This is a genomic window from Sphingobacterium sp. UBA5639, assembly GCF_002421245.1.
Taxonomy (GTDB): Bacteria; Bacteroidota; Bacteroidia; order Sphingobacteriales; family Sphingobacteriaceae; genus Sphingobacterium; species Sphingobacterium multivorum.
The window spans coordinates 19,095-44,729 of record NZ_DIJR01000005.1; the positions used below are offsets into that span (position 1 = coordinate 19,095).

Consider the following 25,635-nt stretch of genomic DNA (forward strand, 5'->3'; position numbering starts at 1 on the left):
TTATACAACAATGGATAAAAGAAATTTTAAAAAGACACTTGGTTTTATATTCTTTGGCATCACGCTCATATGCTGGGTTGGTGCACCCATAATACCATTTACTGATATCCCTAATAAGGCAATTGTGACAACAACGGTGGTTATTGTCGGCGAGGTATTTTTTGTATCAGCTATTGCACTTCTTGGAAAAGCATATTGGGGTAAAATCAAGCAGTGGTTCAAGAACTTATTCAGTAAGAACACCAAAGAAAACTAGGTATATTAATAAATTTTAAATGGTTCACTAATCAATAAAAATGAAAACATGCAAAAGAGCGTAAATTTTACAGTAATATTTTTGACAGCATTTCTATTTCTTATCTGCTCAGCTTATGGGCAGAATAAGGAAGATAAATTTACAGGAAAGTGGCTTTCAAAAGATAAAATGATAGTCGAAGTCTACAAAGTAGGAAAAGGTTTTAATATCAAACAATTAGAAGCTCCCAAACAGAAAGAAAAGTTAAATAATGGAAAAGTAGTGGCTAAGAACATACTTGAAACATCAAAAGGTGAATATAAAGGAACTTCAATTGACCTAAACGACGATAAAGAATATCAAAGTATGTGGATTATCAGTGATGGTGATGGAAAGAGTTTGACATTTAAGCTTAAATGGGGATTTATTTGGCATAGTGAAATTTGGACGAAATTATAGACTTAGTAATATAAATTTTAAATGTCAAATGATTGTATGTAATAATTTAAATCATTGGGAAAATGATCCCATCTAATAATAGGTGTTGTATAATAATTGCTTTTTTGTTTTTTTTTAGCAACTACGTATTTTCTCAAGACACCATAAGTAACAGCTATAGAGATAAAATAGAGATTACTACTTCATTTGGACTCAGCATCCCGCGTTCAGATTTTATGAAGCATAGTAATATTGGTATAAGAACGATGACTGGCTTCCAATATCGGTACAACAAGAGTATATTCTTCAGAGCCGTATATGAGATATCACTTTACAGTTTTACAAATAGTAGATCAGTCGATGGATTTTCCGTTATAAACAAGGGGAATCGCTCTTTAATCGGTGCGTTCGTAGATATCGGATCAAATACAGTTATTGGTGACAGAATTGAAATTGGGGGTTTTACTGGGTTTGGTTTATTATGGCTCACAAGCCCTTTTACCGAGGTTCAGGGAAGTGTTGCCAGTATCAATACGCGCTCGGAAACAAAAGCTTACGAGACTTATAGATTGGGTGGTTTTGCATCATATCGTGTTAATAAAAAATTTGCATTGTATATCGAATTACAGCATTTCAATGCTCTACGGCGTTCTCATGTCTTTGACAGTAAGCTTGGTGGTACCAATATCGCTTTAGGTTTTCGAACGAATTTGAGCAATCAAAAAAGATGACGGAACGTCAGTAAAAGCTCTTAGTAACAAAAAATAAAAGATTATGGATAAAGTAAATTCTAAAAAAATAAAGATCAACTGTTCTGTGGAGCAGGTTGTAGATATTTTTTTTCAGCTACATAACGAGCTCTATTTTGAGGGTAAGCCGTTAATCGGTGGCAATCCTGAAGACTTGGCAAGAATAATTACGAACTCTTTCCTAGACAGTGAAGGCAAAGCGCTAGATCCCTCGTGGGTTAAAACAATGTTAGTTCCACCGACACCTAGCAGGGAGTATAAGGTATTTATAATGTAATTCCTAAGTCAGATAAAGTCTCAAAAATTACGGACTAGAGACACTAATAATGTCGAATAATTATAATCTATAAGTAGGAAGGGGAATTGAATAATGATAGTAAATAATAAAATTGGGATTACACTTTCAGGAGGTGGGTTTAGAGGAATAGCTCACCTTGGTGTTCTCCAATGTATGGAAGAGTTAGGAATCTCATTTGATGCTATTTCAGGTGCAAGCGCAGGTGCACTTATTGGTGCCTTTATTGCGGAAGGCTACAGTCCTGCAGAGATTTTCAAATTTGCAAAAACAGAAAAGTTTTTCAATTACACAGATTTATTTCGAGGTAATGGAGGAATGTTCAGTCCAGATATATTTGAAAGGATTATTACCAAATATATCCCTCATAACAGTTTTGAGCAGCTCAAAGTCCCATTATATGTTTCTGTTACTGATTTGAGTAATGCTCGGTCGTTGGTGTTCAATCAGGGCTGCCTAAGTTTGGCAATTAAATCTTCATGTTGTTTCCCTATGGTCTTTGTCCCCGTCAATTATCATAATGATACTATATTATGCGATGGAGGTATACTAAATAATTTTCCTGTTGAACACATAAATGCAACATGCGGAAAGAGTGTTGGAGTGGATGTAAATTCTATTGAGATTGCAAGGGGACATATGGGATATGGTGAAATCATGGACCGCATTATCCGAATAATTACTTCAAAAATAGATAAAGAAGGAGCAAATTACTGCGACGTCTTTATACAGCCGGGAGAACTTCGAAAGTTTTCAACTTTCGACACAAAACATATGGATGAAATATATCAAATAGGATATGAACATGCTAAAAAATTTGAAGATGATTTGCTGTCTTTAAGACAGGATAATAACTGTTGAGTATAAAACATTAGTAGACTATTGCCTATTGGATAAATATCATATTAAGTTTCATAACTCAAAAATCGCAACAATTTAATAGATGAAAAAATACTGTTATGAAAAATTACAGCAGCTAAATGACCACCTAAATGATTTATCATGTGATAAAACAATGTTGCTTGCAGAAGACGCAATTGAAATTGCACAAAAAAAACTCAACGAGGTAAAGGAGTTTATCATTGAAAAGGGTTTTAAAGATGCTAATGAAGAAATCTGCTTTTTTAAGAAGATAAAACCGCAGTTTGTTGCTAAGTTGATTTATTACAACGGTATTTATAAGATTGAGGCTAAAATCCCTTATGGTGGAGATAAGGTAACGAAAAAGTATCTAAAAAATGAGATTACAAAATTGAAGCTATATTTTGATAATAATCTTGAGTTTTACAAATATTACAGAACAAATAGTACTTACCTAGATGATAAATATTTTTTGCGAGGGAAATATGATATCAAACTAAGCTTAGATAGTTATTATTTTGAGACAGATCATAGATTCTGTACTAGCCATGATTATAAAGTTGCAAAAATTTTAGCAAATGATCTTATCCAACTATATATTGAAGACAGAATTTTTGGGCTTTCAAACATTTCAAGTGCAAAAAGTCCACACTATTCTTTGAACTGGACAGGAAGTAAAGCTGCATTAGTTGAACTTATTTATGCCTTGCAAGCTCAGGGGGTATTGGATTATGGTCATGCTGATATCAAACAGATCTCAAGAGTGTTTTCAAGAATGTTTAATGTAGATATCGGTGATTTTTATCATACTTATTTAGAACTACGTAATAGGAAAATCAACAAAACCAAGTTTCTAGACTCTCTTAGAGATGTTTTAAGCAAAAAAATGGATGAACAGGACGATAAGTGAGAGTTTATTTATATTTACGCTAAAATGTATTTTTAGTACTTATATTTTTTGTCATTGAAGCAGTTAATTCTGGTAGCTTAGCCTCATTTTGAGTATCTTCCTGTTTATTTGATTGGGGTGTAATGGATAGTTGAATCTTACGGTCGATTGCGGCAAGTTCGGTTTTAAGCTCGCTCAGTCGACATTCTTTTGTCCATATACCATCCACTACTCCCTGAAGTATTGGAATATCTTTTTGAAAATCAGTTATATTTTCTTGCTCTTTAGCGATATAGGATGGTAGTTTTTCCAGTGCCCGCAAAAAATTCATTGAGGCAGTTTCCGGCTCTTTCGCCATTATTCCATTATTGAATGTATATTTTATATTTCCTTCGCCTTGTACAAAAAAACGGTTCACTCGAATATCGACTCCATCTTTTTCTGACATTTCGGTTTTTACCAATAATTGAAAACCATATAAACTTCCGATTTCTTCATAATCTCCACCTGTTCGGGATTTATCTGTTAATTCATTAAGGTTAGTACCTATTTGCTTGATGGTAGCAGTAGCAGGAAGACCTGTGAGCTGAATAGCGTTTACAATCGTACCATCCTGGTTCTTTTGAATACGTTGTTGCAGATTACTCCAATCAAGACTCATACGATCATGTCGCGACTGAGCTTTGTTAAGCTCTGCTGTGAAATCTTCAAGTTTATATTTAGCACTATATTTTGACCTATTAAATGCCTGTTTCTCACTTTCCAAGCCTGCAATTTGCTTTTCTACTTTCGCCTTGTCTAAAAGGTCAGTATTTCCTGATAGAATTGCTACGTATTCAGAAAAATTCATTCCTGACTTTTCATCCATACTTCCTTCATCAATAGTTCTCTTACCGAGATTATTTGATTTTAGCTGGTCTATGAATAGTTGTTTGTTGAACAATAGATTAAACTTATAACTGTCCAGTGATTTTTCTACGGCATAGATGACCACATCCACTTTATTATCGGCAAAATGCTTGGCTATTTCATTGCCTTTACGAATTGCCCGACCATCTCTTTGGGCAAGATCACTAGGTCTCCAGGGTGTATCTAAATGATGTATAGCTACAGCTCTCTTCTGTGCGTTGACTCCTGTTCCAAGCATACTTGTAGAGCCAAATAGTACCCGAATTTTACCTTCATTCATTCCCTTAATCAGCTCCTTACGTTGATTATCTGTTTTAGCTTCCTGTATGAAACGGACTTCGTGAGCAGGAATACCATGTGTTTCTACCAGTTTTTTCTTGATTTCAGAATACACGTTCCACTCTCCGGACTTGTAGGTCCCCAAATCAGAAAAAACGAATTGTGTTCCTTTTTGTGCATTAAACTTTTGGTAATATTTGGCGATATTATCGGCACAGTGCGAAGCCTTGTTATCAGGATGATCATAATAAGCACCACTCACCATACGCATATCCAGCGACATTTTACGTGCGTAGTCTGTTGCAATGAGCATTTTTGCTTTTTCTTCCGTTTTAGATAATGGCGGTCTTCCAAGCAAGGTAGCATCCCCGGATTTTGCAAACTGCATCAGGTTTTGTATAAATTTTGCCTGGTCTGGTGTAGGTGGAATATTGTACAGTATTTCCTTTTTCTCCGGTCGGTCAATCCCTATATCCTTTGCTGTGCGATAATCTGTAATTTCAGAATAGAACTGAGCTAGCTCCGGTACTTTAATAAAATAACGAAATCGTTCCTTTGCCACAATATTATTGGCTACAGAAAATTCATAATCCGTAGTTTTTCTTGCATAAATAGCCGCCCATGCATCAAAACAGTTTATACCTTGTTTTTCTAATGCCCTTGGTCTAAGATATTTGAATAACAGATACAACTCCGTTAAAGAGTTACTGATGGTGGTTCCCGAAAGAAAGGTAGCTCCCATGTCGGCATTGGTACGATCCTGAATAGTACGTATAGCAAACAATAAGTTCAGGGCTTTCTGACTACCATCTACATTTCCCAATCCTGCTACACGACTATGTCGGGTATTAAACATCAAGTTCTTAAACTGGTGGCTTTCGTCGATAAACAGATGATCTATACCCATCATTTTAAAATCTACAATATCATCTTTTCTATTCTCAATATCGTGTTGCAGCGTTTTAAGTTTTACTTCGAGGTTTTCTTTCCTTTTGATAGCTCCTGCAAGCATACCTCTTGTTACTTCAGCACCTTGCGATTGCATAGCATCAAGATTTCGTTCTACATTATCCAGTTCAATTTCAAGAATTTCCTTTTGTACTTCGGGCGATTGCGGTATCATTCCAAACTGATCATGCGTCAATATCACGCAATCCCAATCATTGTTTTTTATATCGCCAAAGATTCGCAAGCGTTTTTGAGGTGTAAAATCATCTTTCCCTGGAAACAGGATTTTAGCATGCGGATATGCAGTACGATAGGCTTCTGCAATCTCATGAACATTGCTTTTCAAACCAATGATCATTGGCTTATGAGCCAAACCCAGTCGTTTCATTTCCTGTGCCGCTGTACACATTACTAAAGTTTTTCCTGCACCGACTTCATGGTCGCAGATGGCTCCGTTATTCAGCTTAATCATCCAAACGGTATCCTTTTGACTTCCATAAAGATCATTTATGCCCAAAGCCTTGCGATCCAGACCAGGAAAATCCTGATGGCTTCCATCATAATTGGGGCGGACAAAACAATTGAACTTATCATTATATTGATCTGTAAGTCGTGTTTTGAACTCATCGTTTTGAGCATGGAGCCATTCAGTAAAGGCTGTTCTTATTTCATCAATTTTACTGTTTGCCATTTGTATGGCTTCCATATCCCTTACTTTAACCTCTTGATCTCCAATCGTAACTTTTTTAGTAATATCGGGTGTCGTGTTTACTAAAGCGTGTTTCAGTAACGCAATTCCATCAAATGTTCTGCTTTCCGATTTTACGGCATATTTTTCCCAAATATGTTGATTGCCCTGTTTAGAGGTTACGGAAAAATCATCTGAACTATCTGAATAGTGTATTCTTACTTCTGTGTCGAAAAGATGTGAGGCAAAGCGTGCGTAGATTCCGGACGGTATCCATCGCTCACCTAAATTAAAATCAAGTTCTTCAAACTCTATTCTTCTTGGTCGGGATTCTTCCAATATAGTTAAGCTTCGTGCAGCTTCTTTATCCTCAGGATTATTTTCAACATGGCTTCTAAGTTCGTGTGCCTTTTCAACCACATTTCCTGCAATCCAACGTTCCGCTATTTCGTATTCATTAGCTAACGGATTGTAATAAATACGGTCATTCAAGGCTTCTTTAAGAGCATCGGCAGACATACTGCTGATTTCAGACATGTATTCCAGATCTACAGTTCCGTATTTGTTTAATGAAGCTGCTAATGCTTCTTCTGGATTGTCCGTTGCCAGTGTAGAGATGGAAAAACTAACAGGATGACTAAATACATCGGCTTTATGTATCACTCCACCAATTGTACGTTCCAGATACGGTACTTCTTTCCCCGCACTATCCGTTTTAATAAGCTTAATATTATCAGCACTATTCAGGTTACCATACTTTCTTACAAAAGCATCATACAAATAGTTAAGGGTTTCTCTTTCTGAGTTATGTTCGGTTTGTTTCTCTGCTTCCTTTTGATAAAGATCTATGTAGGTATCCCTTATAGCAATATAGGCTTCAGCTCTTGCTTTCTGTGAAGAAGTCAATTGCAAAGGATGGAATATACCTGTTTTGTCAACTTTGTCAACATTTTGTAAATGACCAACCCAGCCATTGTTTACCACAAGGCAGTCATTACGGTGAAATGCTTGTATTTCCTGACTATACAAAGCAGGCTCTGGAAGTGTGTTTTTTAGAACTAGCTTATCAACAGTATCTTTTTCGTTTACCTGCGAAAATAAATCTCCGATTAGCTCTCTTGGCTCATTGTTTTTAGGTTTACTTATAGATTCATTGTTAACAGGCTGTACATAGGGTTGTTGCATACCACCACTGAAAAGATTGGTTTGCTTTCCAATCGGAGTACGGTTTCTGTTAAACTTTTTCTTTTGACTTTGGGCTGTTTTCTTTGGTGGTGCAATTACTGTTATAGACTCATCATCATTGCCAAATAAGTCAAAAATACTCAGCTGTTTTAGTTCTTGTGGCGGTGAAATTCTTTGTTGTTCCTGTTGGGTAATTGCTGATTCAATTATAGGAGGTGTAAAAATTGGTGTAACGGGAATTTCTATTGCCGGCTCCTCATTTCGTTCACCTTTGTATAAAGCTAAGTTTAAATTCCTACCAAAGTCTTTAGAAAGCATTTGTGTTAGGTCTTTAGCAATTCCATTTACACCATCATTGTGTTTATAGATCAAAGCGGGCTGTCCGTAAGGGTCAGTATCTAATTTACTTTCAGTATGTACAATCCTGCTGTTATTATAAAATAATGCATTCCCTGGTGTATTGTATACAGTCTGTTGACTTTGGCAAAACAGTTCTTCTGCTTCAGATAAGCTTTGCTTAATTGTATTCTTTTGTAGGATTATCAAATCAGAGCCTACTTCTGTGCCTGCATACTCTGTAAATAAGTTATTTGGCAATCGGATAGCTGACACCAAATTGTTGTTTTCCATTAATGCTCTACGTATCGGCTCATTCTTAGGACTATTTAATACTCCTTGCGAGGTAATGAAAAACTGTAAACCTCCTTCCCGAAGCATATCATTCCCTTTCAAAAAGAAATAGTTATGAATACTTCTGGCTGCTTGTACTTTTGCATAATCTTTACTTCGGGAATAGGATAAATCAAATACAGCAGTATCTCCAAACGGAATATTACTTGCGATTACATCATAGCTGTTCTGTTCTTTTTCGGAAATTTCCTCAAAGCCACTTACACGGATATTACTTTCTGGATAGAGGTGTTTTAGTATCTTCCCGGTTAATACATCTTTTTCATAGGCAGTAACCCTAGTCTCTTCGTTATCTGCAAAAGATTGTATGAATGCACCAATACCTGCTGATGGTTCCAGAAAATTCTGTATTTTAAGTCCACTATCTTTCAGAGCAAATGAGATAGCATCTATAACCTGTGGTGGTGTGTAAAATGCTGTTAGGACAGAGCTTTTCATACTGTCCACATATTTTCTGTACTGTTTATCATCAACGGAATTCTCCATTAATAGTTGGTGTAATTCCTGTGTAATTGGAAAAAGATCATGTTCGTTTTTTCGCCAATGATTGATATCTACTTCACTGGAGATAGGGTTCAATACGAACTTTAGACCACCAAATCCGCTATAATGCATCATTAGCAGTCTTTCGCCTGCGGTAGCTTGCCGCTGTTCCTTCTCCAATTTAAAAGCAGTACGTAAGGCTTCAATATTCTGTTGGAGATGAAGACGTTTACTGAAGCCCATTTTCCTCTATCCAGATTGAAATGGTACCGGTTATTTCTGTGTAGAGCTCATCAAACTCATGACAGTATGCGAAATCATCGGTTAATTCATATTTCAAGAAAACAGATTCACAGACGGGAAACATTTTTAGGGCAAATGGTTTCAATTCTTCATCTGCCATTAAAGCATCAAACTCATTGCAAACCACTTGAAAAATGGTGTCGAAACGGGAGAAATGTAAGCCTTCAAATAATATGTAATTGGCAATTTCACTACATTGCTCTATAGCGTTGCCCGAAAGAAATGCTCCTTCATAAGCATTTGCTGCCCATGAAGATCGTTGGTCAATAAATTTCTGGTCGCTTGCTTTTTCGGGGAAGCTGCTGTTAAGGTGTTCTTGCAGTCGTAGTCTGAAATACGACAAGTCTTTTTGCAGTGTACTCATGGTAAATTTTATTTAGAATTTTTGCGTAAATCCTAAAATTAGAGCAGTAAGGCAAAGTTTTTATAGAAGTGGTAGGATTTGGCTTTGAGAGGTAGGATTTGGCGTAATATGCAACGAGAATTTCAATCATCTGAGAGGTTCCAGATTTTAAGAGACAAATAGTCTATTAAAAAAATTATAATGAATTTGCACAATCAAATACCGTACGGTATATTTGCAATATGGTAAGATCAGAAAAAACACGACAATACATTATTGAAAAAACAGCTTCAATTTTCAACAAAAAGGGATATACAGGGACGTATTTATCCGATTTGACTGATGCAACAGGCTTGACAAAAGGTAGTATTTATGGAAACTTCAAAGACAAAAATGAGGTTGCTGTAGAAGCTTTTAGATACAATTACAAATTCCAATCTGAAAAAATACTCGGCAAAATAAATCAAATAGAGCATTCAGCCGAAAAAATGATTGCATTCTTAGGTCATTACAAAACGGAATTTAAGCCAATATTCCAAAACGGAGGTTGTGCCATCTTGAATACATCCGTTGACGCAGATGATGGAAATGATTTGCTAAAAATGGAGGTCACTAAATCAATCCAAAGTTGGCACAAGACCATTGTCTCCATACTGGAAGATGGTGCCAATAAAAATGAAATAAAAAATTTGGATGCGAGTGTTTTTGCATATCGGTTAATTGCTCTGATTGAAGGAAGTATTTTGCTAGCAAAAACACTTGAAAAACCAGAAATATTGATGGAAAGCATCGATTTTTTACAGTCTGAAATTAATAGTCTGAAAATTTAAATAAAAAAATTTGAACAAGCATATACCGGTAGGTATATGCGTAAATATTAAAAAAATGGAAAGAGTAGTTATCACAGGATTAGGAGCAATTACTCCTATTGGAAAAAACACAATGGAATATTGGAACAACTTGCTTAACGGAGACTCTGGTGCCGACAAAATAACGCGTTTTGACACAACAAATTTCAAGACAAAATTTGCATGTGAAATCAAGAATTATGAGGCTTTAGATTACTTCGATCGGAAAGAAGCAAGAAAAATGGACAGATTTACGCAGTACGGACTTATTTGCGTAGATGAAGCTGTAAAAGATGCAGAATTAGATTTTTCGAAATTGAATGTAAACCGGATAGGTGTCATTTTTTCCAGTGGAATTGGTGGCTTTGAAACGTTCGAGCATGAAGTCATCGATTATGCAAAAGGTAATTTTCAACCAAAGTTTAATCCATTTTTTATTACCAAGATCATTTCTAATGGCTTGTCTGGTATAATTTCTATCAATTACGGATTAAGGGGAGTTAATTATTGCCCTGTTACCGCTTGTGCTTCTTCTACACAAAGCATTATTCAGGCATTTAATTACATCCGTTTAGGCAAAGCGGATATCGTTATTACGGGCGGTTCTGAAGCTCCCATAACAGCATCTTCCATTGGCGGGTTCAACGCGATGAAGGCCATGTCGACCAATAATGAAAATTTCGGTACTGCTTCAAGGCCTTTTGATACAAGCCGTGATGGATTTGTGGTCGGTGAAGGAGCCGGGGCTTTGATTGTCGAAAGCTTAGGCTCGGCAATAAAAAGAGGAGCTAAAATTTACGCGGAAATTGTAGGTGGTGGAGAAAGTTCAGATGCCTATCACATTACGGGAACGCATCCCGAAGGAACTGGGGCATTTTTGGCCATGAGGGAAGGTATAAAAGAAGCCAACTTAAATCCAAATAATATTGATTATGTTAATGCACATGCGACATCGACTGGACTTGGTGATTTATCAGAAATTAAAGCGATTGAGAAATTATTTTCATCAAACCTTGATAAAATTCAGGTAAGTGCTTCAAAATCTATGACTGGGCATTTATTGGGAGGTACAGGTGCTATTGAAGCCATTTCAACTTGTTTAAGCGTAAAAACCGATTTAATTCCACCAACTATAAATACGACCGAAATTGATGAAAATATACCAAAAGAATTAAATCTGTCCTTAGGTAGTAAGGCGTTTTCAAAAACGGTGAATTATGCCTTGAGCAACAGCTTTGGGTTTGGGGGACATTGTGGAGCTTTAATCTTAAAAAAATACATTTACTAAATTACAAAGTAGGGAAATCTCTATGAAAATGCTTTAAGCATATTTTTTTATTTTTGCATCACAATTTAATCCATTATCATAATGAAAGAACTAATCGAAAAAATCAATGCTTCATTTGAAGCGTTAAAAGTAGATGCTGAATTACAGGCAGACAAAGGAAACAAAGCAGCAGGAACAAGAGCTCGTAAAACCTCTTTAGAACTTGAAAAACTGCTAAAAGAATTTAGAAAAGCATCTTTAGATGCTTCTAAGGCATAATAAGAGACTGTAACGTAAACTGTGTCAGAGGAATAATTCAATAAGATTATTTATATTCAATTATTCAAACGACACGGTCATGAAAGAAAAAGACCCATTCGACTTTGAACGCTTCAAGGCAGAAGCTATGCAAGGTCTTTACGAAGGTAAAAGTTTATCTCCCAATGATGGCGTCCTAGCGCCGTTAATGAAGCATCTGTTGGAATCGATGATGGATGGAGAACTGGAAAACCACTTGAACGAAGAGAAAGCTTCGGGCAATAGCAATCGTCGAAATGGCAAGACAAAAAAGACAGTCCGAGGTCTCAATACCGGAACTTTTGAGCTGGAGACAGGTCGGGATAGATCGGGAACGTTCGAGCCTAAAGTAGTACCTAAGAGACAATTAATCATCACTGAACAGCTTGAGGGACATGTGTTGAGCATGTATGCCAAAGGAATGAGCACACGGGCGATAAGCGAGTTTATACGCGAAATGTATGCAATGGAGATCTCTGCCACAGAAATATCGCGTATTACAGAAAGCGTGCTTCCAGCGGTAAATGAGTGGCGTAGCAGGCCTCTTGAAGCTGTTTATCCCTTTGTATTCCTAGACTGTATGCACATCAAGGTTCGCCAGAATGGAACTGTTGAATCGAGGGCTATCTATAATATCCTGGGAGTTGGTATGGATGGTAGAAAAGATCTGATTGGTCTTTATAGCTCAGAAAATGAGGGAGCTAAGTTCTGGCTTTCAGTTCTTACAGATTTAAAGCAACGTGGCGTTGAAGACATCCTTATTGCTTGTATTGATGGTCTAAAAGGGTTCCCTGAGGCCATAGAAGCTATTTTTCCAAAAACAAAGATCCAGTTGTGTATTGTTCACCAGATCAGAACAAGTATGCGTTACGTAACCGAAAAAGACAAGAAGCTTGTCATGGAGGATCTAAAACCGGTCTATAAGGCTGTGAACGAAGAAATGGGATATGAAAACCTACTGTCTTTTGAAGAAAAATGGGGCAAGAAATACCCACTTGCTGCCAAATCCTGGATGGATAACTGGACCAATCTTTCTACTTTCTTTGAATACGAGGATCAGGTTCGCAAGATTATATACACCACAAATCCAATCGAGGGAATGCACCGTCAGATACGAAAAATTATTAAATCTAAAGGAGCTTTCAGCTCTGAACAGGCGCTCATGAAATTGATGTATTTAATTATTAAAGATATTGCAAAAAAATGGACGATGCCAATGCATAACTGGGGCTTGACCATATCCCAACTTTATATTAGATTTGGGGATAGACTCAAATTAGAAAGAGGTTTTTAAGATTTAAATCCAATGACACAGTTTGAGTTACACTCCCCATAATAATGACAAAACCCTCCATATTCGGAGGGTTTGTTATTTGTTAAGTACCTGAAGAATTTTGCTCACTTCTATATTCATTCGTGAAAATGCGAACCATTTTTTGCCCAGGTCTTTAAGCGAAGCCCCAATGTGGTAAAGTTCCGTACTGTCAATAATTAATAAGCGGTCGTGGCTATCGGCAAAAACTTCAACTTCAATACGGGGATATTGACTGTTGTACCTTTGTAAATCCAACCGAAGCTGATTGCTGATGCTTTTGGTATAGATTGTTGCGGTTACAGATTGTTCTCGTTTACCTAGTAGCGTAAGTACAGTATCATCCACATAATTGTCAAGCAAGATAATGGACTCTTTAGCACTTCGAATAATATCTGATACAAAGGCGTAGGCATCGAAAACCTGTCCACTATAGAAAATCCCTTTTTCAATGTGTAGCTTGTCACTTTCCAGAGCTTTGAATATCTCTTCAAATTTTTGATCGGTTTCCAACTGTTTCAGTTCCATTTTATCCAAACGATGAAACAAAGAAGCATTACTGATGAGTATTCTACGCATTTCTACAAAGGCTTCCATAATCTCAACACTGACCTTAATCGCTGTAGACGAACGAAGAATGGCGGAAGCCATTGCCACACCTTGCTCGGTAAAAGCATAGGGTAAATAACGTCTTCCACCATAGTTTAAACTTGAGGTTCCAATCTGGAACCTCAAGTTTTCAGCTTCCTCTTCGGTTAACTGAAAACAAAACGATTGTGGAAATCTTTCGATGTTCCTTTTCACGGCTTTATTTAGGTTCTTAGTTTCTACCTGATATAAGGAAGCCAGATCGCTATCCAGCATTACGTGTTTATCTCGAATGGTGAAAATCAGTTTTTCTATTTCTTTTTTGGACAGGATTATATTACTCATTTCTTTTTTTGTTTATTGGGTGGAAATTCGAAAGAGCTTTTTCCGGTTGTATCCAACACAATGTATGCATCGAATTTTTTGCCTGATTTACTTTGCATTCCTTTTATGAGTTTTGTTCTTCGTGTTTTTAAAAGACTTTCAATATCATTGGTACTCAATAATACTCCGCAAACATTACGAAACTGTATCCAATTACAAACTTCATCGGGACATTTTATCACCTTATTCCAAATGAGGAGTTGCTGTTGTTTACATTTTGGACATTCCAGTTCAGGTTGTTTCTGTTTTACAATAGTAGATTCTAATAGTTCCTTTGTAATAAAATCTGCATATAACTCCATTTCTTTAAGAAATATGGTGGCATCTTCTTGATCATTTTCAATTTGCTGTAATGTTAACTCCCATTCTGCGGTCATAGCAACATCAGCAATCTTTTTGTCTTTAACTAAATCATAAACCTGCAAACCTTTTTCTGTTGGGATGAGTGATTTCTTTTCGCGACGAATATAGTCACGCTTAAAAAGAGTTTCTATTATAGCTGCTCTTGTAGCTGGGGTGCCAATACCAATCCCCTGTAAAATTTTACGTTCCTCTTCACTCTCAATTTCCCTCCCAGCACTTTCCATTGCTGATAACAATCCGGCTTCGGTGTACAATACAGGAGGTTTAGTTTTCTTTTCTATTACCTGCATACTTTTGATATTAACTTCTTCACCAACTTTCAGTTCGGGGATATCTTGTATAGGCTCACTGTCATCCTCACTAAAATTTCCACGAATAGCACGCCAACCCGGTTCAAGAATTTTACAACCTTTCAAAATAAAATCATAATGTATTACTTGTAAGGTAATATCTGTTATTTCTTTGGAGCATGGATGTGAGATGGCTTCCAATAATCTGAAAGCTATCATATCATAAATTGCATTTTCTTTGGCAGGTAATTCAGCGGGTATTTTTTCAGTAATGAGTAAACCATGATGATCCGTTACTTTGACATCGTTCACCATACGTTTATTGAAACGTCCCCATTTCACTTTTTTGCTGGCTTCCTTACACGATTCTCTGTTTTCTAGTAGTCTTACTAGACCAGGGATTTCAGCCCATAGATCTTCAGGAATATATTTACTACCTGTACGCGGATAGGTAATCAGTTTCTTTTCGTAAAGGCTTTGAGCAATGTTAAGCGTTTCATCCGCAGAGAGTCCAAGTTTTTTATTAGCTTCTTTTTGTAATCCTGTCAGATCGAACAATAGAGGCGGTTGCTCTGCTATCTTTTTACTCTCTGCTTCAATCACTCTAGCTATTCCAATACGCTGTAACGATTTCAGTATGTCTTCAGCTAGCTTTTTATCGTCCCATTTAGTTTTTGAAAGACTTTTGAAATCTATTGATTCCTTATGATGTTCCAGATTTATCTGCCAATAAGTTTTTATTGAGAAGTTTCTATTTTCCAGATACCTTTTACAGATGAGGGCTAATGTGGGTGTTTGCACTCGTCCAAGCGAATATACACCATGCCCAGCGGCAATACTCAATGCTTGTGAAGCATTGATGCCCACTAACCAGTCGGCACGACTTCTGCCTTGTCCGGCATGGTAAAGTCCATCAAAGTCACTACCAGGTTTTAGGTTTTCTAAACCGTGTTTAATGGCTTTTTCGGTCAAAGAACTTATCCAAAGACGCTCAAAAGGTTTATTGCATTTAAAGTAATCGTATATATAACGAAATATCAATTCCCCTTCACGTCCGGCATCAGTAGCTACAATGATACTTTCGCTTTTACTGATAACCTGCTCAATAATTTTTAACTGTTTTAAAGCTCCGTTATCAGGTACGTACGATTTGCCTTTTTTGATTTTCCTTACTGTCAATAAAAAGGGATTAGGAAGCATTGGTAAGGATTCTCTTTGAAAACCTGAGATACCATAATCTTCAGGCATTCCCAAAGCAACCAAATGCCCAAATGCCCAGGTAACGTAAAACCCATTACCTGTCAAGAATCCTTCTTTCTTTTCTGTTGCACCCAATATTGTGGCAATCTCTCTTGCAACACTTGGCTTTTCTGCTATTACTACTTTCATATTTTGCTATTTTGGAGATTTACATTTTTTTGCCTTTGGATTTAGCGGGAGCTTTTGGCTTTTCCTGTTGCTCTTGTTGCGTCTTACTGTCAGGGTTTTTCTGCCCTGTCTTTAAAGGCTCTTTTAAATTTTTTGTAGCCTCATTAGTTTTTCCCTGAGAATTAACAGCTGTCTGAGTTTTATGTGCTTCAACAGGTTGGATTTTTTCTTTCAACCTATCAGGGTTGTTAAACGAAAAGCCTGTTTTGCCTGTTTCCTTGTCAAAAGTTATATAACCCTGATATTTCTGGCCTTTTTTATCCAGTAATCCATCTACATATACAGTTTGACCTTCTTTGAATTTCTCGTACTGTTTGTCATCCAGTTCTTTTCCTCGGAAATTTCGCGGAGCTTCCTGAGAAGTACCTTGTAATTGTGTTTGCTGCTGATTTTGTGTCTGCTTATTGTTGGTGGTTCTATCAAATAAAAACTCTACATAACGTTTGTCGGCATTGAATTGAACTGTAGCATCGAATGAAGTACCTTTTTTTGAGATCATTCCCTCAATCAATAGTGGCTTACCCTCCATAAGAGTTTGTTTCTGCTGCTCATTCAATTGTACGCCTTTTAGTTCATCAGGTACTTTAATCTTATCTGTCCGCAGAGCAATAAGCTCATTGGTTAGTCTATCTACACTTATAATGGAAGGTATTGTTTCACCTGTTTTAGGGTTTTTAAGATCAACAGTTCGCCCCATATTGCCTGTTTTAATCAGATTCTCTTTATCCTCTTTGCTGAATTCATGCCCAAAGAAAGGGAAGTTTAATTGAGGTTCTTTTCTTACGCTATGGATAAGCATAACAGCTTTGCCATCTTCGCCGGGCTGTAAAGACAACCTGCCTTCAGGACGGGAAACAGCAGTTCCGAGGTTTAGCGTAACTGTTACCAATTCATTGGTTTTATATCCTTTTAAAAGAGGATCAAGCAAGTTTCTCTTTTCCAGATATTCTTTGCTCAATCCAAGATTGTTCATCATTTCCCAATCAATCTGTTCCGGCTTGAAACGGTATTCGCCTGTTTCCGGAGTTTTTTGTGTTGTTTCCATATTTTTATGATTTTCTTGTTTTAACTCTGGTTCTTTTACCTCATGCTTTGCCATTACTGATTCCCCTTCTTTAGTAGGTGTATCAATCTGTTGCTGCATTTTTTTTGCCGTATCAATTGCTTCATCAGCTGGTACTTTAAAAAATTTAAAATGGGTAGGATTCTTCAGTTGACGGAAAAAATTGGAAAAGAAGTTAGAAAACATATCTCCGTGTTTATCCACACGCATAAACTGATTTTGGTTTTTCTCATTTGGCTCTACAGTTTTGAGATTGCCGTCTTTATCAATTCCTTTGACAACCTGAATCCTGTTTTTTTCTTTGTCCAATACCAAAAGTGTTTCCGATAATTGATCCGGTAATTGCGGACTATCTATTGTTTCTTCACTCATAATTTTATTGTTTTAAAACTGTTATCTTTTCGAAAATAACCTATACACAAAAAGGTATGACCAAAGCGTCCTTTAGGGGCATTATTTGTCACTTGCTGTCTTTAGTACGGTGCAATGGAGTATTGAAGCTTTCTCTTACAAACTGATGTACGTCAGTTAATTTGTAATATAATTTACCGCTGATTGTATAGTATGGTAACTTGCCAGAAGAACGATAACGTTGTAAAGAACGACTACTGATTTTAAGCATCTGAAGTAAATCCTGATTATCTAATAATACTTCACCATCTATGGTGTTTTTCTTTTTTTCAATATCTGTTAAGCTATCTTTTAGCATATCGAAACGATCCATAATGCGTTCCATCCACGATATAAATTCTATTCTATCTATATTCATAATGTAGTCCTTTAAGAATTCTTTAGTTTTCTACCTTTCTCAATGTAACTCTTGCCTTTAGCCATAAGCTCCTGTACATATTCATCGCTGGTCTGTACGGCATTGGCATTAAGCATATCTTTTATAGCTCCAATGGTATAGAAATACTGTCCATACATTTTGGAATAAGCTATTTCTCCTTTTGTACGTATTCGCCAAAGTGTTTTTTCACTAATATGGAGATACTGACATACTTCATGGTTGTTCAGCCAGAGGCTATCATAGCTGGTATCTTCTGATTTCAGGATAAAATCATTAATTGCCTTTAACCGCTCATTGAGCTGTTTCCACGCTTCTTCTTCGATTGTTATAATTTTCATTGTACACGTATTTATTAATTACGATACAAAGTTGGATTGTCTGGCTGGTATTGTCTGCCAAGCTCTGCCAATTGGTTTGGAGTTTTTTTTAAATTTTCTTGAATCATATAAACACCTAGTTGTTAGGCATTAAGAATACATGAAAGCATCAGCAATAACGGTTTGTGAACATTTGCCAATTGGCAAATATGGGTAAAGAAAAAAGCAGTACGTTTAGGGTACTGCTTTTAAGATTGGTGTATCGAAGTAACTATAGATCTTTATCCATATATTCTTCAAGAGATATTTTAAGCTGATCTAAAAATGTAGTTCGCGAACCACTCCTAGTTTTCATTCTATGAAATGCATGATGTACATCGTTAAGAGGAATTTTAAAAAGTATCTGACAGATCAAGCCGAGCTTTCTAATCCCAATTTTGCCATGACAAATTGTTCCTGACGCATGTATTGCATAAATTAGTTCAATAAGTGCATTTTTTGAGTTTGTCCATGTTAATTCTTTTATAGAATCTATATGATCCAGTTTTATACCTGTATTATCATCAGGGGCTATCTTATTTATTAAATAAGAATATAGCAAATCATTTGAAATGATTTTGGCAATTTTGTAGTCATAGTAAGTTGAGAATTGTAAATCGATTTCAAAAGCAATACTATTTAATCCATCATAACAATTAACATTACCTAACCTGAAGTATAAATCATCTCTGTCAACCCTGCCTGAACGATAGTATCTATAAAAATCAGAATTACAGATGTGCTCACTGTAATCTATCTTCAATTTTTCAAGATGCTTAGAAAAGTACTTATGATAGATCTCACCTTCATTGACTGGACAAACGGTTTCTATTCTAAACAGCTTATTGTAGTAGATTAATTTTCCTAAAATATATGGTTTGATGTTTCGGAAGAAATCAATTTCTTCTTCGTTGTTTTTAAATCCGTTTGAGATTACATAATCTTTCACAGAGAGAAGTAAATCTTGCAAAAAAATCGTCATTTGGTAGGCTTCTTCTACAATCAGAGATAACTCTGAGGATAATCTACTCTCTTTACTGTTTATTTCAGCAATAATATTTGGCAGGGATATTCTCATAAGTGACATATTTAGAAATTAGATAGTCTCTTCCATATTTTACAAAATTTGTTATTATAAACGAGAAAATTTCCCAAGTACTAACCAACTTGGGAAATTTTTATCCATTTCTAGTAGCAATATTTTTATGTTTTAATCAGAAAAACACCATGAGGACATGTCTTATTAAAGGACATAACTGTTAATGAAAAAGTATTTAAAATAATTAATGATTCGATGTCAAAACAAACCAAACGTTCGGTATCTTTGCAAATGTTGCTTGTTATAAACTATAAAGATATAATTTGGAAAATAGCTCATATACCCGAAAAAAGGAACCGGAATTAAGTAAGCAGTTGATTATCGACGCGGCTATTCACATTGGATCAGAATCAGACTGGCACCACGTAACTTTTCAATCTATTGCTGATTGGACAGGTTTGAGTAAAGGAGGGATTATCCATCATTTTAGGAATAAGGAAGAATTACTGGATGAGCTAGTAAATCAAAGCCTGATTAACCTTACGGATAAAGTAAAAAAATACAGAGATCAAAATGTCGATAAGGATGGTGCTTTTGCTTATCTGAAATTTATCTTAGAAAAGAAAAATGATGAAAAATACGCTAAAACAATGCGAATCATTCTCCAAGCAATCATGATTAACTCCAAGTATCGCCTACAATGGGAAGATTGGTACAATCTTCACATTTTGCCAACCGATGGAGAGGAGTTGAGCATACATAGTACTATTGTTTTTCTGGTGGCAGATGCTATCTGGTACTCAGAAAATATGGGTAGTATACACCTTACTGAAAAAGATAAACCCAAGGTTTTAAATTTTTTACAGCAATTAAAGTAACCGATTCTTTATTAGGTATTAACACCAATTAATGGATAATATATTGAATCACAAAACAAATAAAATGATTCTCAAGTGCTTACTTAAAACTGTTGATATTTAAAATTAAACTTGTTTGGATATAAAATATATAAAATGGAAGAAACCGTAATTCATCAAGACAAAATATTTTCCGGTATAAATTACTCTGAAAAGAAACTGAGAAACAGAGAATTCATAAAGTGTGAATTTGTCAGTTGTGATTTTAACAAGAGTGATCTAAAGGACAATAATTTTGAAGATTGCACTTTTAAACAATGTAACTTTTCAATGGTGGACGTTGACGGAACCGGATTCAGGAATGCTGTATTTATTGGGTGCAAAATGCTGGGGGTAGACTTTGCAAGATGTAGCAAGTTTGCGTTTTCGTTTTCGTTTACGGAATGTCATTTAGACTACAGTAATTTTTTTGGAACAAAGCTTCGAAAAACTACTTTCAAGAACTGTACATTAAAAGACGTTGAATTTGGTGAGGCTGATCTGACGGCCTCTGAATTTTTAGGATGTGACCTTTCCTCTGCTATATTCTCTAATTCTATTCTAGAAAAAACAGATTTCAGGACAGCAGTAAATTTTGCTATAGACCCAGACGTTAACAAGATGAAAAAAGCGAAGTTTTCGGCACTTAACCTTGTAGGTCTTTTATACAGACATAATTTGGATATAGATTATGACAGCTAATAAATTATTTGACCAATCATAACCCGTTGAATTATCTGATAATTATCACTGAAGCATGCTGTACCAAGTAATTGCTTTTCCAGTGATTCATTGCTTTATTTTTTGTACTTTTGTAATTGAGTTACAAGGAATTTGAATATAAATGAATGCAGTAAGCACCATTACTAAATCATTACCAATAATAATTTCACACTGCCTAATTCGCTCTTAATTAACCGCTTTGGTCCTAATTGATTTTTTTTATAAAAAAAGATCGATGTTTTGTACGAAACTATTGATGTAATGTCAGATTAAATCAATTATCCGTTAAATGTTTGTGTAGCACTGGTGAGTTTTTATTGTATTTGCTAAATTTATCATGACTTGGTTATATATGCAGATATTGATGGATGCTAATAAGAGTAAAGAAAAAGATAGTTCTGGTTTTTTTTCGGTACTGACGTATAATGTAGCGGGGTTGCCTGGGATTATTTCCTCTGCGATTACAGGAAGAAGCAGAAGTATTGCTGAAATTGGAAAGAAGATCAATCCTTTTGACATTGTTAATGTACAGGAGGATTTCAATTATAATAGAAGTCTATATTGGGGCGGTAATTCACATCCATATCGCACAAGAACCAAGGGACGTGTTCCCTTTGGTGATGGTCTCAATACCCTGTCTCATTTTCCGATGACCGATGTTGTCCGTGTGCCCTGGAAAAAACGTACAGGAGCCGATTTTCTGACACCCAAGGGCTTCACCTTAGTTCAGATAGAAATCGTTCCTGAAGTCTGGTTGGATGTTTATAATGTTCATGCAAATGCACAAAATAGCAGGAAAGCTTCAAGTGCACGCCGGGATAATCTCAATCAGCTACGTGATTATATTGGAGAGCATTCGAGTGGTAAGCCACTTATTGTAATGGGTGATTTTAATGCACATTATAGTTTTTGTGATGATAACCTGCATGATTTTATGGATTCCACAGCATTGGTTGATAGCTGGGTTGAGCTCGAAAATGGAGGCTTAGTGCCTGAGGTGCGACATGAGTTTAAGCCGCCACATATGTTGTCTATCAGCAATCAGAGCGAATCTATCGATAAGATCCTCTATCGGAGCAGTAGTCACCTCAGTCTTGCTGCCCGGGATTATAAAATAGAAAATAATCTATTCACCAATGTCAAAGGATTGCCCTTATCGGATCATTATGCCTTGGCACTGAATTTTAACTGGGCGATTCATCCTTAAGCAGCTTATCCTTAATAGGTGTAGTTTAAACTGAAAGTTGGAACTACACGTTGTGTTGTCGTGTTGTCATTGATATAGGTACCCTTAACGACGAATTCGAAATCTGGAAGTGGGTATCTGAAAGCATTGAAATCAAGCGACAGATAGGCTCCAAAGCTTTTTGGTGAGATCTCCCTGTGTTTGTGTATATTTTGATAATCGGCAAATATTCCTCCTTTTACACGTTTAATATAGGCTAAAGATCCTAATCCAAGGTCGGGATAAGCTATAGGGAAACGATAGTTGACCAACACCGTGTTTTTTATTTTTTCATATTTGTAGTAGCTAAATCCACTCACAAGAGGGATATCGTTGATGTATTGATAAATTCCTGATCCTGTTTGGGCGCTCAATCTAATTTGAAAACCGTGATTGCTCATAAATCCAGGTAGATAGAATACTGTTCTTGCTGATAAAATTTCACCTTTTGCATTGTTTTCAAAAGGCGTATGTCGGTAGGTGACACTAAAATTTTGCCCCCATCTTGGGTAGAGATCCATACTGGCCATACGCGCATTGCGATTGAGGTAAAGCTGGTATGTTAATGGAAATGCAGTCTCGTAATTAAAGTTTTTGACATCTGTTCGGCTAAGATCATAGCGCCTTAGATAGGCTGTTGCGAGGTTGAATCCAGTGGAATAGACGTAGTCTCTTCTGTAAAAGGAGAGTGGGATGGAGATCTGTGAGGATATATAATGCTCGCGCCAGTCGAAACGGATGCTACTGTCCGGTTTATTAGGGATGCTTGCTGCTGCGATTTGCCCTCTGTTTTCATAACGTAGTGAGAATTTTGGGAAGTACTTGTTGTAGGTCAGTTCTGCCGAGTATACTCCTTTTCGAATGTCGGTGTCATATTCATATCCCAGTGCAATTTGTGTGGTGTTTAAGATATTGTTTGATAACCAGAAGACGCCAGGTTTAAAATTGTCGAAACTTTCAAAATTACTGCTACTTAACGAAAGGCTATGAAAATTGAATGTTCTACCTAGTCCACTATAGGGAATAATTTGGTAGTGTTGGCTTGTGTCTACTGCGATGGAAGCAATGTTTTTTATGCTGTCTTTCGTTAATGCTGTGCTATAGTAATGCGAAAAATAATCTGTTTCGGGACGGATATCAAATGTTGTGTCTATGGATGTTTGGGCGATTTTGTAGCCATTGTATTGGTAATCGTTGAAGAATAATTGCCTTGTGTCCTTGTCGTAAAAAGGGTTGAACGCGCCAAACTGTGCCTTTGTCAGCTGCTGTTTTTTACCAGATAAGAGATCAATAGTGTAGATATTATCGATACCATTGAAGTTAGCTTTTGTGATAATCTTCATACCTGAAAGGTATTGCGGTCTTTCATATTGTTGGTTACCCCATGGTGTTAGGTTGGTGATTTTGTCATTTTTCAGATCGATTTCACACAGTGCGGTTCCGGATTCGGATAATCGTATTGCTATTATTTTATCGCCTTTGGGGTTGAAAGCAGGGTGTTGCAGCTGTTCGGAATTGCCTATTTTTATCCGTTTGATGACATTGTTGTTTTTAAGGCTTATAAGCGTCAGATAGCTGTCGTTGGATAAATCTACCTCAACGCAGGCGATGGTTTCGTCTAATGGGCTAAAAATAGGTGAATAATATCTCGTCTGTTTGCTGAGCTGGCTAATTTTCCCTGTTTTGAGATCCATGACATTGATAACGCTGTATGTTCTTTTGTTGAAACGCGGATCTTTATGGAGCTCGTCCCATACGATGTAATTGCTGTTTACGTCAAAATGTGGTGTTAACTGTATGCCAGTTTTAGCGAGCCTATTTTCTGTTTTTGTTGCCACATCATACGTGTAAATTGCATTGGTCTTTTGTGGATTCTGTTTAATAAAATAGATCAGACCGTTCTTGTGTTTTGGTAATAAATTGCTGTTGTAATAGCTGTCGTTTTTCTTGTCTATTTCTTTGTATTTCTGGTATTGATAGTCGCTTGTTTTCTTATTCCATATGATCTCTAAATTTGCTATTGTTTTATTGTATAAGTAGGCACTATTTCCTCCAATTTTTTTCTTTAAAACACGATTGATATTATAGGGATATAATGGTTTTTTGTTCAGCTCCGAAAAGAGGTCGGCTTCATAATTCGAAGGTAATTCCGACTTTAAAGTGGAGGTCATCAGATAGCCGATTGTATAGTAACTCGGGACTATATCTTTATAGGACCCCAATAAATATTTATTAAAACTATAGCTGTGATTCGATTGAAAGTTCGCTTTGATGGGCATTTCAAAAGCGGGTAATCTTCCTCGCCCTCCCTCCGAATATATGGTTTCTGTAAGGGTTGCATCGCCTTCAAAATACCAGGAAGGAACGGTCAGTCCGTAGTAGGCAAGGGCTAATTGTTCAAAAAATGGCGCGCGTAGTTTTCCTGTCAATTTGTCAAATTGACTTACGTGTCTTGACTCGTGAAGGATCAAATTGGGTAGCCAGGTCTGGTTGTCGGGTTCTGCGCCTGCGGTGCTGTACAGTTCAGATTTACGTGGAGACAGCTGTACAAAACCATTCGTTTGTAGATTCGTGTTATGGATAATGAATGGAATTTTCCGCGGTGTTATTTTGTAATTTCTAGCAGTTGTACGCAGCGATCGGTTAACCTGGTCAGCTAGGGTAGGGGCCTTGCTCTTCATTTCCTCAGGGAAAATTAGTCGAAAATTCTTGGTTTCAATTTTATACCATTTTTGGCTTAAGGGCGCTTGGCTGTCTTCAAAAAATTGAGCAGAACTTTTTTGTGAATATATTATTAATGATAATAATGATAATATGTTGATAATTATGTTTTTATGTTTCATTAATTTTTGTATATCGAGTGTTTGCTATTTTTTTTAGTTTTATTATTCCTATTTATATGAACTTTAACTTCTGTTTCAAATTTATTTATATTTGAATAATAGGCTTTTATGATTTTTATGATTTACTTCTTTTTACTATTTTTTTCTGTAAAACAACCTGATGATATTGGGCTGTTCTGAAAAAAAAGCACTATATTGAACAGGTTAAAGTATACGACGAATATACTTAAATAAATAGCGATTCTAAGACTGCGCCGAGAAAATTTGTCTGTTTTTTTTGTGGAAAAATCAGACGTCTATGGGGTGTTGCTTTGGGAGTGTGCTGGCGAGTTGGGTGTGGCCTGATTCATTTTATTGGATAAAAAAAATGGATCGGTAATTAGACGATAAATTTCATCGTCTTTCTTTTGTCTAGACCTGTTCAAGTTATTGGCGAGAACGGTTTTCTCTTTAATTTTTGTTGGTGACAAATTGTCTTGTTTTTGATTTGAGCATTAAACATTGTGCGGCGTATTTATCCCAATTACTGCGACAGACAGCAGGTTTTTATTATTTATTTTTTTATGCAGAATTTACTTTAAAAAAGCGATTTTTGTAACATATAAATTTTGTGTAGATGTAGGATTTT

At 36.2% G+C, this 25,635-nt stretch carries 22 protein-coding genes; 13 read left to right on the forward strand and 9 right to left on the reverse strand.

Translation table 11 applies throughout. From position 1 onward, the window contains the following. The first annotated feature begins 10 nt into the window (after positions 1-10). The 6 genes from B4Z90_RS04005 to B4Z90_RS04030 all read left to right on the forward strand — a co-directional run bounded on the left by B4Z90_RS04005 (position 11) and on the right by B4Z90_RS04030 (position 3,488). Positions 11-256 carry a transporter suffix domain-containing protein gene (locus B4Z90_RS04005; RefSeq protein WP_286801447.1) on the forward strand — a complete coding sequence of 82 codons (246 nt, stop codon included), beginning with the start codon at positions 11-13 and terminating at the stop codon, positions 254-256. Between the two features lie 48 nt (positions 257-304). Further along, on the forward strand, positions 305-694 hold the full coding sequence (locus B4Z90_RS04010) for a DUF2147 domain-containing protein (protein WP_058699774.1): 390 nt from the start codon (positions 305-307) through the stop codon (positions 692-694). A gap of 215 nt (positions 695-909) precedes the next feature. Next, entirely contained in the window at positions 910-1,404 is a 495-nt protein-coding gene (locus tag B4Z90_RS04015; RefSeq protein ID WP_058699775.1) for a hypothetical protein, read from the forward strand. 43 nt (positions 1,405-1,447) lie between these two features. Next, the gene (locus B4Z90_RS04020; RefSeq protein ID WP_058699776.1) at positions 1,448-1,699 is read left to right on the forward strand and encodes a hypothetical protein; all 252 of its coding nucleotides are present in this window, start codon (positions 1,448-1,450) and stop codon (positions 1,697-1,699) included. 93 nt (positions 1,700-1,792) lie between these two features. Then, complete coding sequence (locus B4Z90_RS04025) at positions 1,793-2,578, forward strand: patatin-like phospholipase family protein (RefSeq protein ID WP_058699777.1); 786 nt, start codon at positions 1,793-1,795, stop codon at positions 2,576-2,578. An 82-nt stretch (positions 2,579-2,660) separates the two neighbouring features. Then, on the forward strand, positions 2,661-3,488 hold the full coding sequence (locus B4Z90_RS04030) for an RteC domain-containing protein (RefSeq protein WP_058699778.1): 828 nt from the start codon (positions 2,661-2,663) through the stop codon (positions 3,486-3,488). A gap of 19 nt (positions 3,489-3,507) precedes the next feature. Here B4Z90_RS04030 and B4Z90_RS04035 read toward each other — a convergent pair whose 3' ends face one another. Continuing rightward, positions 3,508-8,892 (reverse strand): N-6 DNA methylase, encoded by a 5,385-nt coding sequence (locus tag B4Z90_RS04035; RefSeq protein ID WP_058699779.1) that lies wholly within the window; start codon positions 8,890-8,892, stop codon positions 3,508-3,510. After that, on the reverse strand, positions 8,879-9,316 hold the full coding sequence (locus tag B4Z90_RS04040; protein ID WP_058699780.1) for a DUF1896 domain-containing protein: 438 nt from the start codon (positions 9,314-9,316) through the stop codon (positions 8,879-8,881). The genes B4Z90_RS04035 and B4Z90_RS04040 overlap by 14 nt, the downstream gene beginning before the upstream one ends. Before the next feature lie 221 nt (positions 9,317-9,537). Between B4Z90_RS04040 and B4Z90_RS04045 the strand changes: the two genes are divergently transcribed. From B4Z90_RS04045 to B4Z90_RS04060, 4 genes are all read left to right on the forward strand, one after another. Then, positions 9,538-10,125, forward strand: a complete 588-nt coding sequence (locus B4Z90_RS04045; protein ID WP_058699781.1) for a TetR/AcrR family transcriptional regulator — start codon at positions 9,538-9,540, stop codon at positions 10,123-10,125. 55 nt (positions 10,126-10,180) lie between these two features. Further along, entirely contained in the window at positions 10,181-11,431 is a 1,251-nt protein-coding gene (gene fabF / locus B4Z90_RS04050; RefSeq protein WP_058699782.1) for a beta-ketoacyl-ACP synthase II, read from the forward strand. 81 nt (positions 11,432-11,512) lie between these two features. Next, entirely contained in the window at positions 11,513-11,689 is a 177-nt protein-coding gene (locus B4Z90_RS04055; protein WP_058699783.1) for a histone H1, read from the forward strand. Positions 11,690-11,768: 79 nt separating this feature from the next. Further along, entirely contained in the window at positions 11,769-13,001 is a 1,233-nt protein-coding gene (locus tag B4Z90_RS04060) for an IS256 family transposase (protein ID WP_059344605.1), read from the forward strand. A gap of 75 nt (positions 13,002-13,076) precedes the next feature. Here B4Z90_RS04060 and B4Z90_RS04065 read toward each other — a convergent pair whose 3' ends face one another. The 6 genes from B4Z90_RS04065 to B4Z90_RS04090 all read right to left on the reverse strand — a co-directional run bounded on the left by B4Z90_RS04065 (position 13,077) and on the right by B4Z90_RS04090 (position 19,359). Next, positions 13,077-13,952, reverse strand: coding sequence for an ORF6N domain-containing protein (locus B4Z90_RS04065; RefSeq protein WP_058699784.1), 876 nt, complete (start codon positions 13,950-13,952; stop codon positions 13,077-13,079). After that, a complete protein-coding gene (topB, locus tag B4Z90_RS04070; protein WP_058699785.1) occupies positions 13,949-16,033 on the reverse strand; it encodes a type IA DNA topoisomerase in 2,085 nt (694 codons plus the stop codon). The genes B4Z90_RS04065 and topB overlap by 4 nt, the downstream gene beginning before the upstream one ends. A 19-nt stretch (positions 16,034-16,052) precedes the next feature. Continuing rightward, the gene (locus B4Z90_RS04075) at positions 16,053-17,507 is read right to left on the reverse strand and encodes a DUF3945 domain-containing protein (RefSeq protein ID WP_058699786.1); all 1,455 of its coding nucleotides are present in this window, start codon (positions 17,505-17,507) and stop codon (positions 16,053-16,055) included. A gap of 88 nt (positions 17,508-17,595) precedes the next feature. Then, positions 17,596-17,904, reverse strand: a complete 309-nt coding sequence (locus B4Z90_RS04080) for a helix-turn-helix domain-containing protein (protein WP_058699787.1) — start codon at positions 17,902-17,904, stop codon at positions 17,596-17,598. A gap of 11 nt (positions 17,905-17,915) precedes the next feature. Beyond that, positions 17,916-18,263 (reverse strand): helix-turn-helix domain-containing protein, encoded by a 348-nt coding sequence (locus B4Z90_RS04085; protein ID WP_058699788.1) that lies wholly within the window; start codon positions 18,261-18,263, stop codon positions 17,916-17,918. Between the two features lie 250 nt (positions 18,264-18,513). Further along, complete coding sequence (locus B4Z90_RS04090; protein WP_058700049.1) at positions 18,514-19,359, reverse strand: RteC domain-containing protein; 846 nt, start codon at positions 19,357-19,359, stop codon at positions 18,514-18,516. Between the two features lie 284 nt (positions 19,360-19,643). Between B4Z90_RS04090 and B4Z90_RS04095 the strand changes: the two genes are divergently transcribed. The 3 genes from B4Z90_RS04095 (at position 19,644) to B4Z90_RS04105 (ending at position 22,146) form a co-directional block, all read left to right on the forward strand. After that, complete coding sequence (locus tag B4Z90_RS04095) at positions 19,644-20,198, forward strand: TetR/AcrR family transcriptional regulator (RefSeq protein ID WP_058699789.1); 555 nt, start codon at positions 19,644-19,646, stop codon at positions 20,196-20,198. Positions 20,199-20,333: 135 nt separating this feature from the next. Beyond that, positions 20,334-20,918 (forward strand): pentapeptide repeat-containing protein, encoded by a 585-nt coding sequence (locus B4Z90_RS04100; protein ID WP_058699790.1) that lies wholly within the window; start codon positions 20,334-20,336, stop codon positions 20,916-20,918. 358 nt (positions 20,919-21,276) lie between these two features. Continuing rightward, positions 21,277-22,146 (forward strand): endonuclease/exonuclease/phosphatase family protein, encoded by an 870-nt coding sequence (locus B4Z90_RS04105; protein WP_083296135.1) that lies wholly within the window; start codon positions 21,277-21,279, stop codon positions 22,144-22,146. 11 nt (positions 22,147-22,157) lie between these two features. Here the strand turns inward: B4Z90_RS04105 and B4Z90_RS04110 are convergent, their stop codons facing one another. Then, positions 22,158-24,845: a TolB family protein gene (locus B4Z90_RS04110; RefSeq protein ID WP_286801448.1), complete on the reverse strand. Its 2,688-nt coding sequence runs from the start codon at positions 24,843-24,845 to the stop codon at positions 22,158-22,160. Positions 24,846-25,635: the final 790 nt, after the last annotated feature.

Excerpts from the sequence above, each read along its gene's own strand:
- B4Z90_RS04005 (WP_286801447.1), top strand. The coding sequence starts at position 11 with ATGGATAAAAGAAATTTTAAAAAGACACTTGGTTTTATATTCTTTGGC.
- B4Z90_RS04010 (WP_058699774.1), top strand. The coding sequence starts at position 305 with ATGCAAAAGAGCGTAAATTTTACAGTAATATTTTTGACAGCATTTCTA.
- B4Z90_RS04015 (WP_058699775.1), top strand. The coding sequence starts at position 910 with ATGAAGCATAGTAATATTGGTATAAGAACGATGACTGGCTTCCAATAT.
- B4Z90_RS04020 (WP_058699776.1), top strand. The coding sequence starts at position 1,448 with ATGGATAAAGTAAATTCTAAAAAAATAAAGATCAACTGTTCTGTGGAG.
- B4Z90_RS04025 (WP_058699777.1), top strand. The coding sequence starts at position 1,793 with ATGATAGTAAATAATAAAATTGGGATTACACTTTCAGGAGGTGGGTTT.
- B4Z90_RS04030 (WP_058699778.1), top strand. The coding sequence starts at position 2,661 with ATGAAAAAATACTGTTATGAAAAATTACAGCAGCTAAATGACCACCTA.
- B4Z90_RS04035 (WP_058699779.1), bottom strand. The coding sequence starts at position 8,892 with ATGGGCTTCAGTAAACGTCTTCATCTCCAACAGAATATTGAAGCCTTA.
- B4Z90_RS04040 (WP_058699780.1), bottom strand. The coding sequence starts at position 9,316 with ATGAGTACACTGCAAAAAGACTTGTCGTATTTCAGACTACGACTGCAA.
- B4Z90_RS04045 (WP_058699781.1), top strand. The coding sequence starts at position 9,538 with ATGGTAAGATCAGAAAAAACACGACAATACATTATTGAAAAAACAGCT.
- fabF (WP_058699782.1), top strand. The coding sequence starts at position 10,181 with ATGGAAAGAGTAGTTATCACAGGATTAGGAGCAATTACTCCTATTGGA.
- B4Z90_RS04055 (WP_058699783.1), top strand. The coding sequence starts at position 11,513 with ATGAAAGAACTAATCGAAAAAATCAATGCTTCATTTGAAGCGTTAAAA.
- B4Z90_RS04060 (WP_059344605.1), top strand. The coding sequence starts at position 11,769 with ATGAAAGAAAAAGACCCATTCGACTTTGAACGCTTCAAGGCAGAAGCT.
- B4Z90_RS04065 (WP_058699784.1), bottom strand. The coding sequence starts at position 13,952 with ATGAGTAATATAATCCTGTCCAAAAAAGAAATAGAAAAACTGATTTTC.
- topB (WP_058699785.1), bottom strand. The coding sequence starts at position 16,033 with ATGAAAGTAGTAATAGCAGAAAAGCCAAGTGTTGCAAGAGAGATTGCC.
- B4Z90_RS04075 (WP_058699786.1), bottom strand. The coding sequence starts at position 17,507 with ATGAGTGAAGAAACAATAGATAGTCCGCAATTACCGGATCAATTATCG.
- B4Z90_RS04080 (WP_058699787.1), bottom strand. The coding sequence starts at position 17,904 with ATGAATATAGATAGAATAGAATTTATATCGTGGATGGAACGCATTATG.
- B4Z90_RS04085 (WP_058699788.1), bottom strand. The coding sequence starts at position 18,263 with ATGAAAATTATAACAATCGAAGAAGAAGCGTGGAAACAGCTCAATGAG.
- B4Z90_RS04090 (WP_058700049.1), bottom strand. The coding sequence starts at position 19,359 with ATGAGAATATCCCTGCCAAATATTATTGCTGAAATAAACAGTAAAGAG.
- B4Z90_RS04100 (WP_058699790.1), top strand. The coding sequence starts at position 20,334 with ATGGAAGAAACCGTAATTCATCAAGACAAAATATTTTCCGGTATAAAT.
- B4Z90_RS04105 (WP_083296135.1), top strand. The coding sequence starts at position 21,277 with ATGACTTGGTTATATATGCAGATATTGATGGATGCTAATAAGAGTAAA.
- B4Z90_RS04110 (WP_286801448.1), bottom strand. The coding sequence starts at position 24,845 with ATGAAGAGCAAGGCCCCTACCCTAGCTGACCAGGTTAACCGATCGCTG.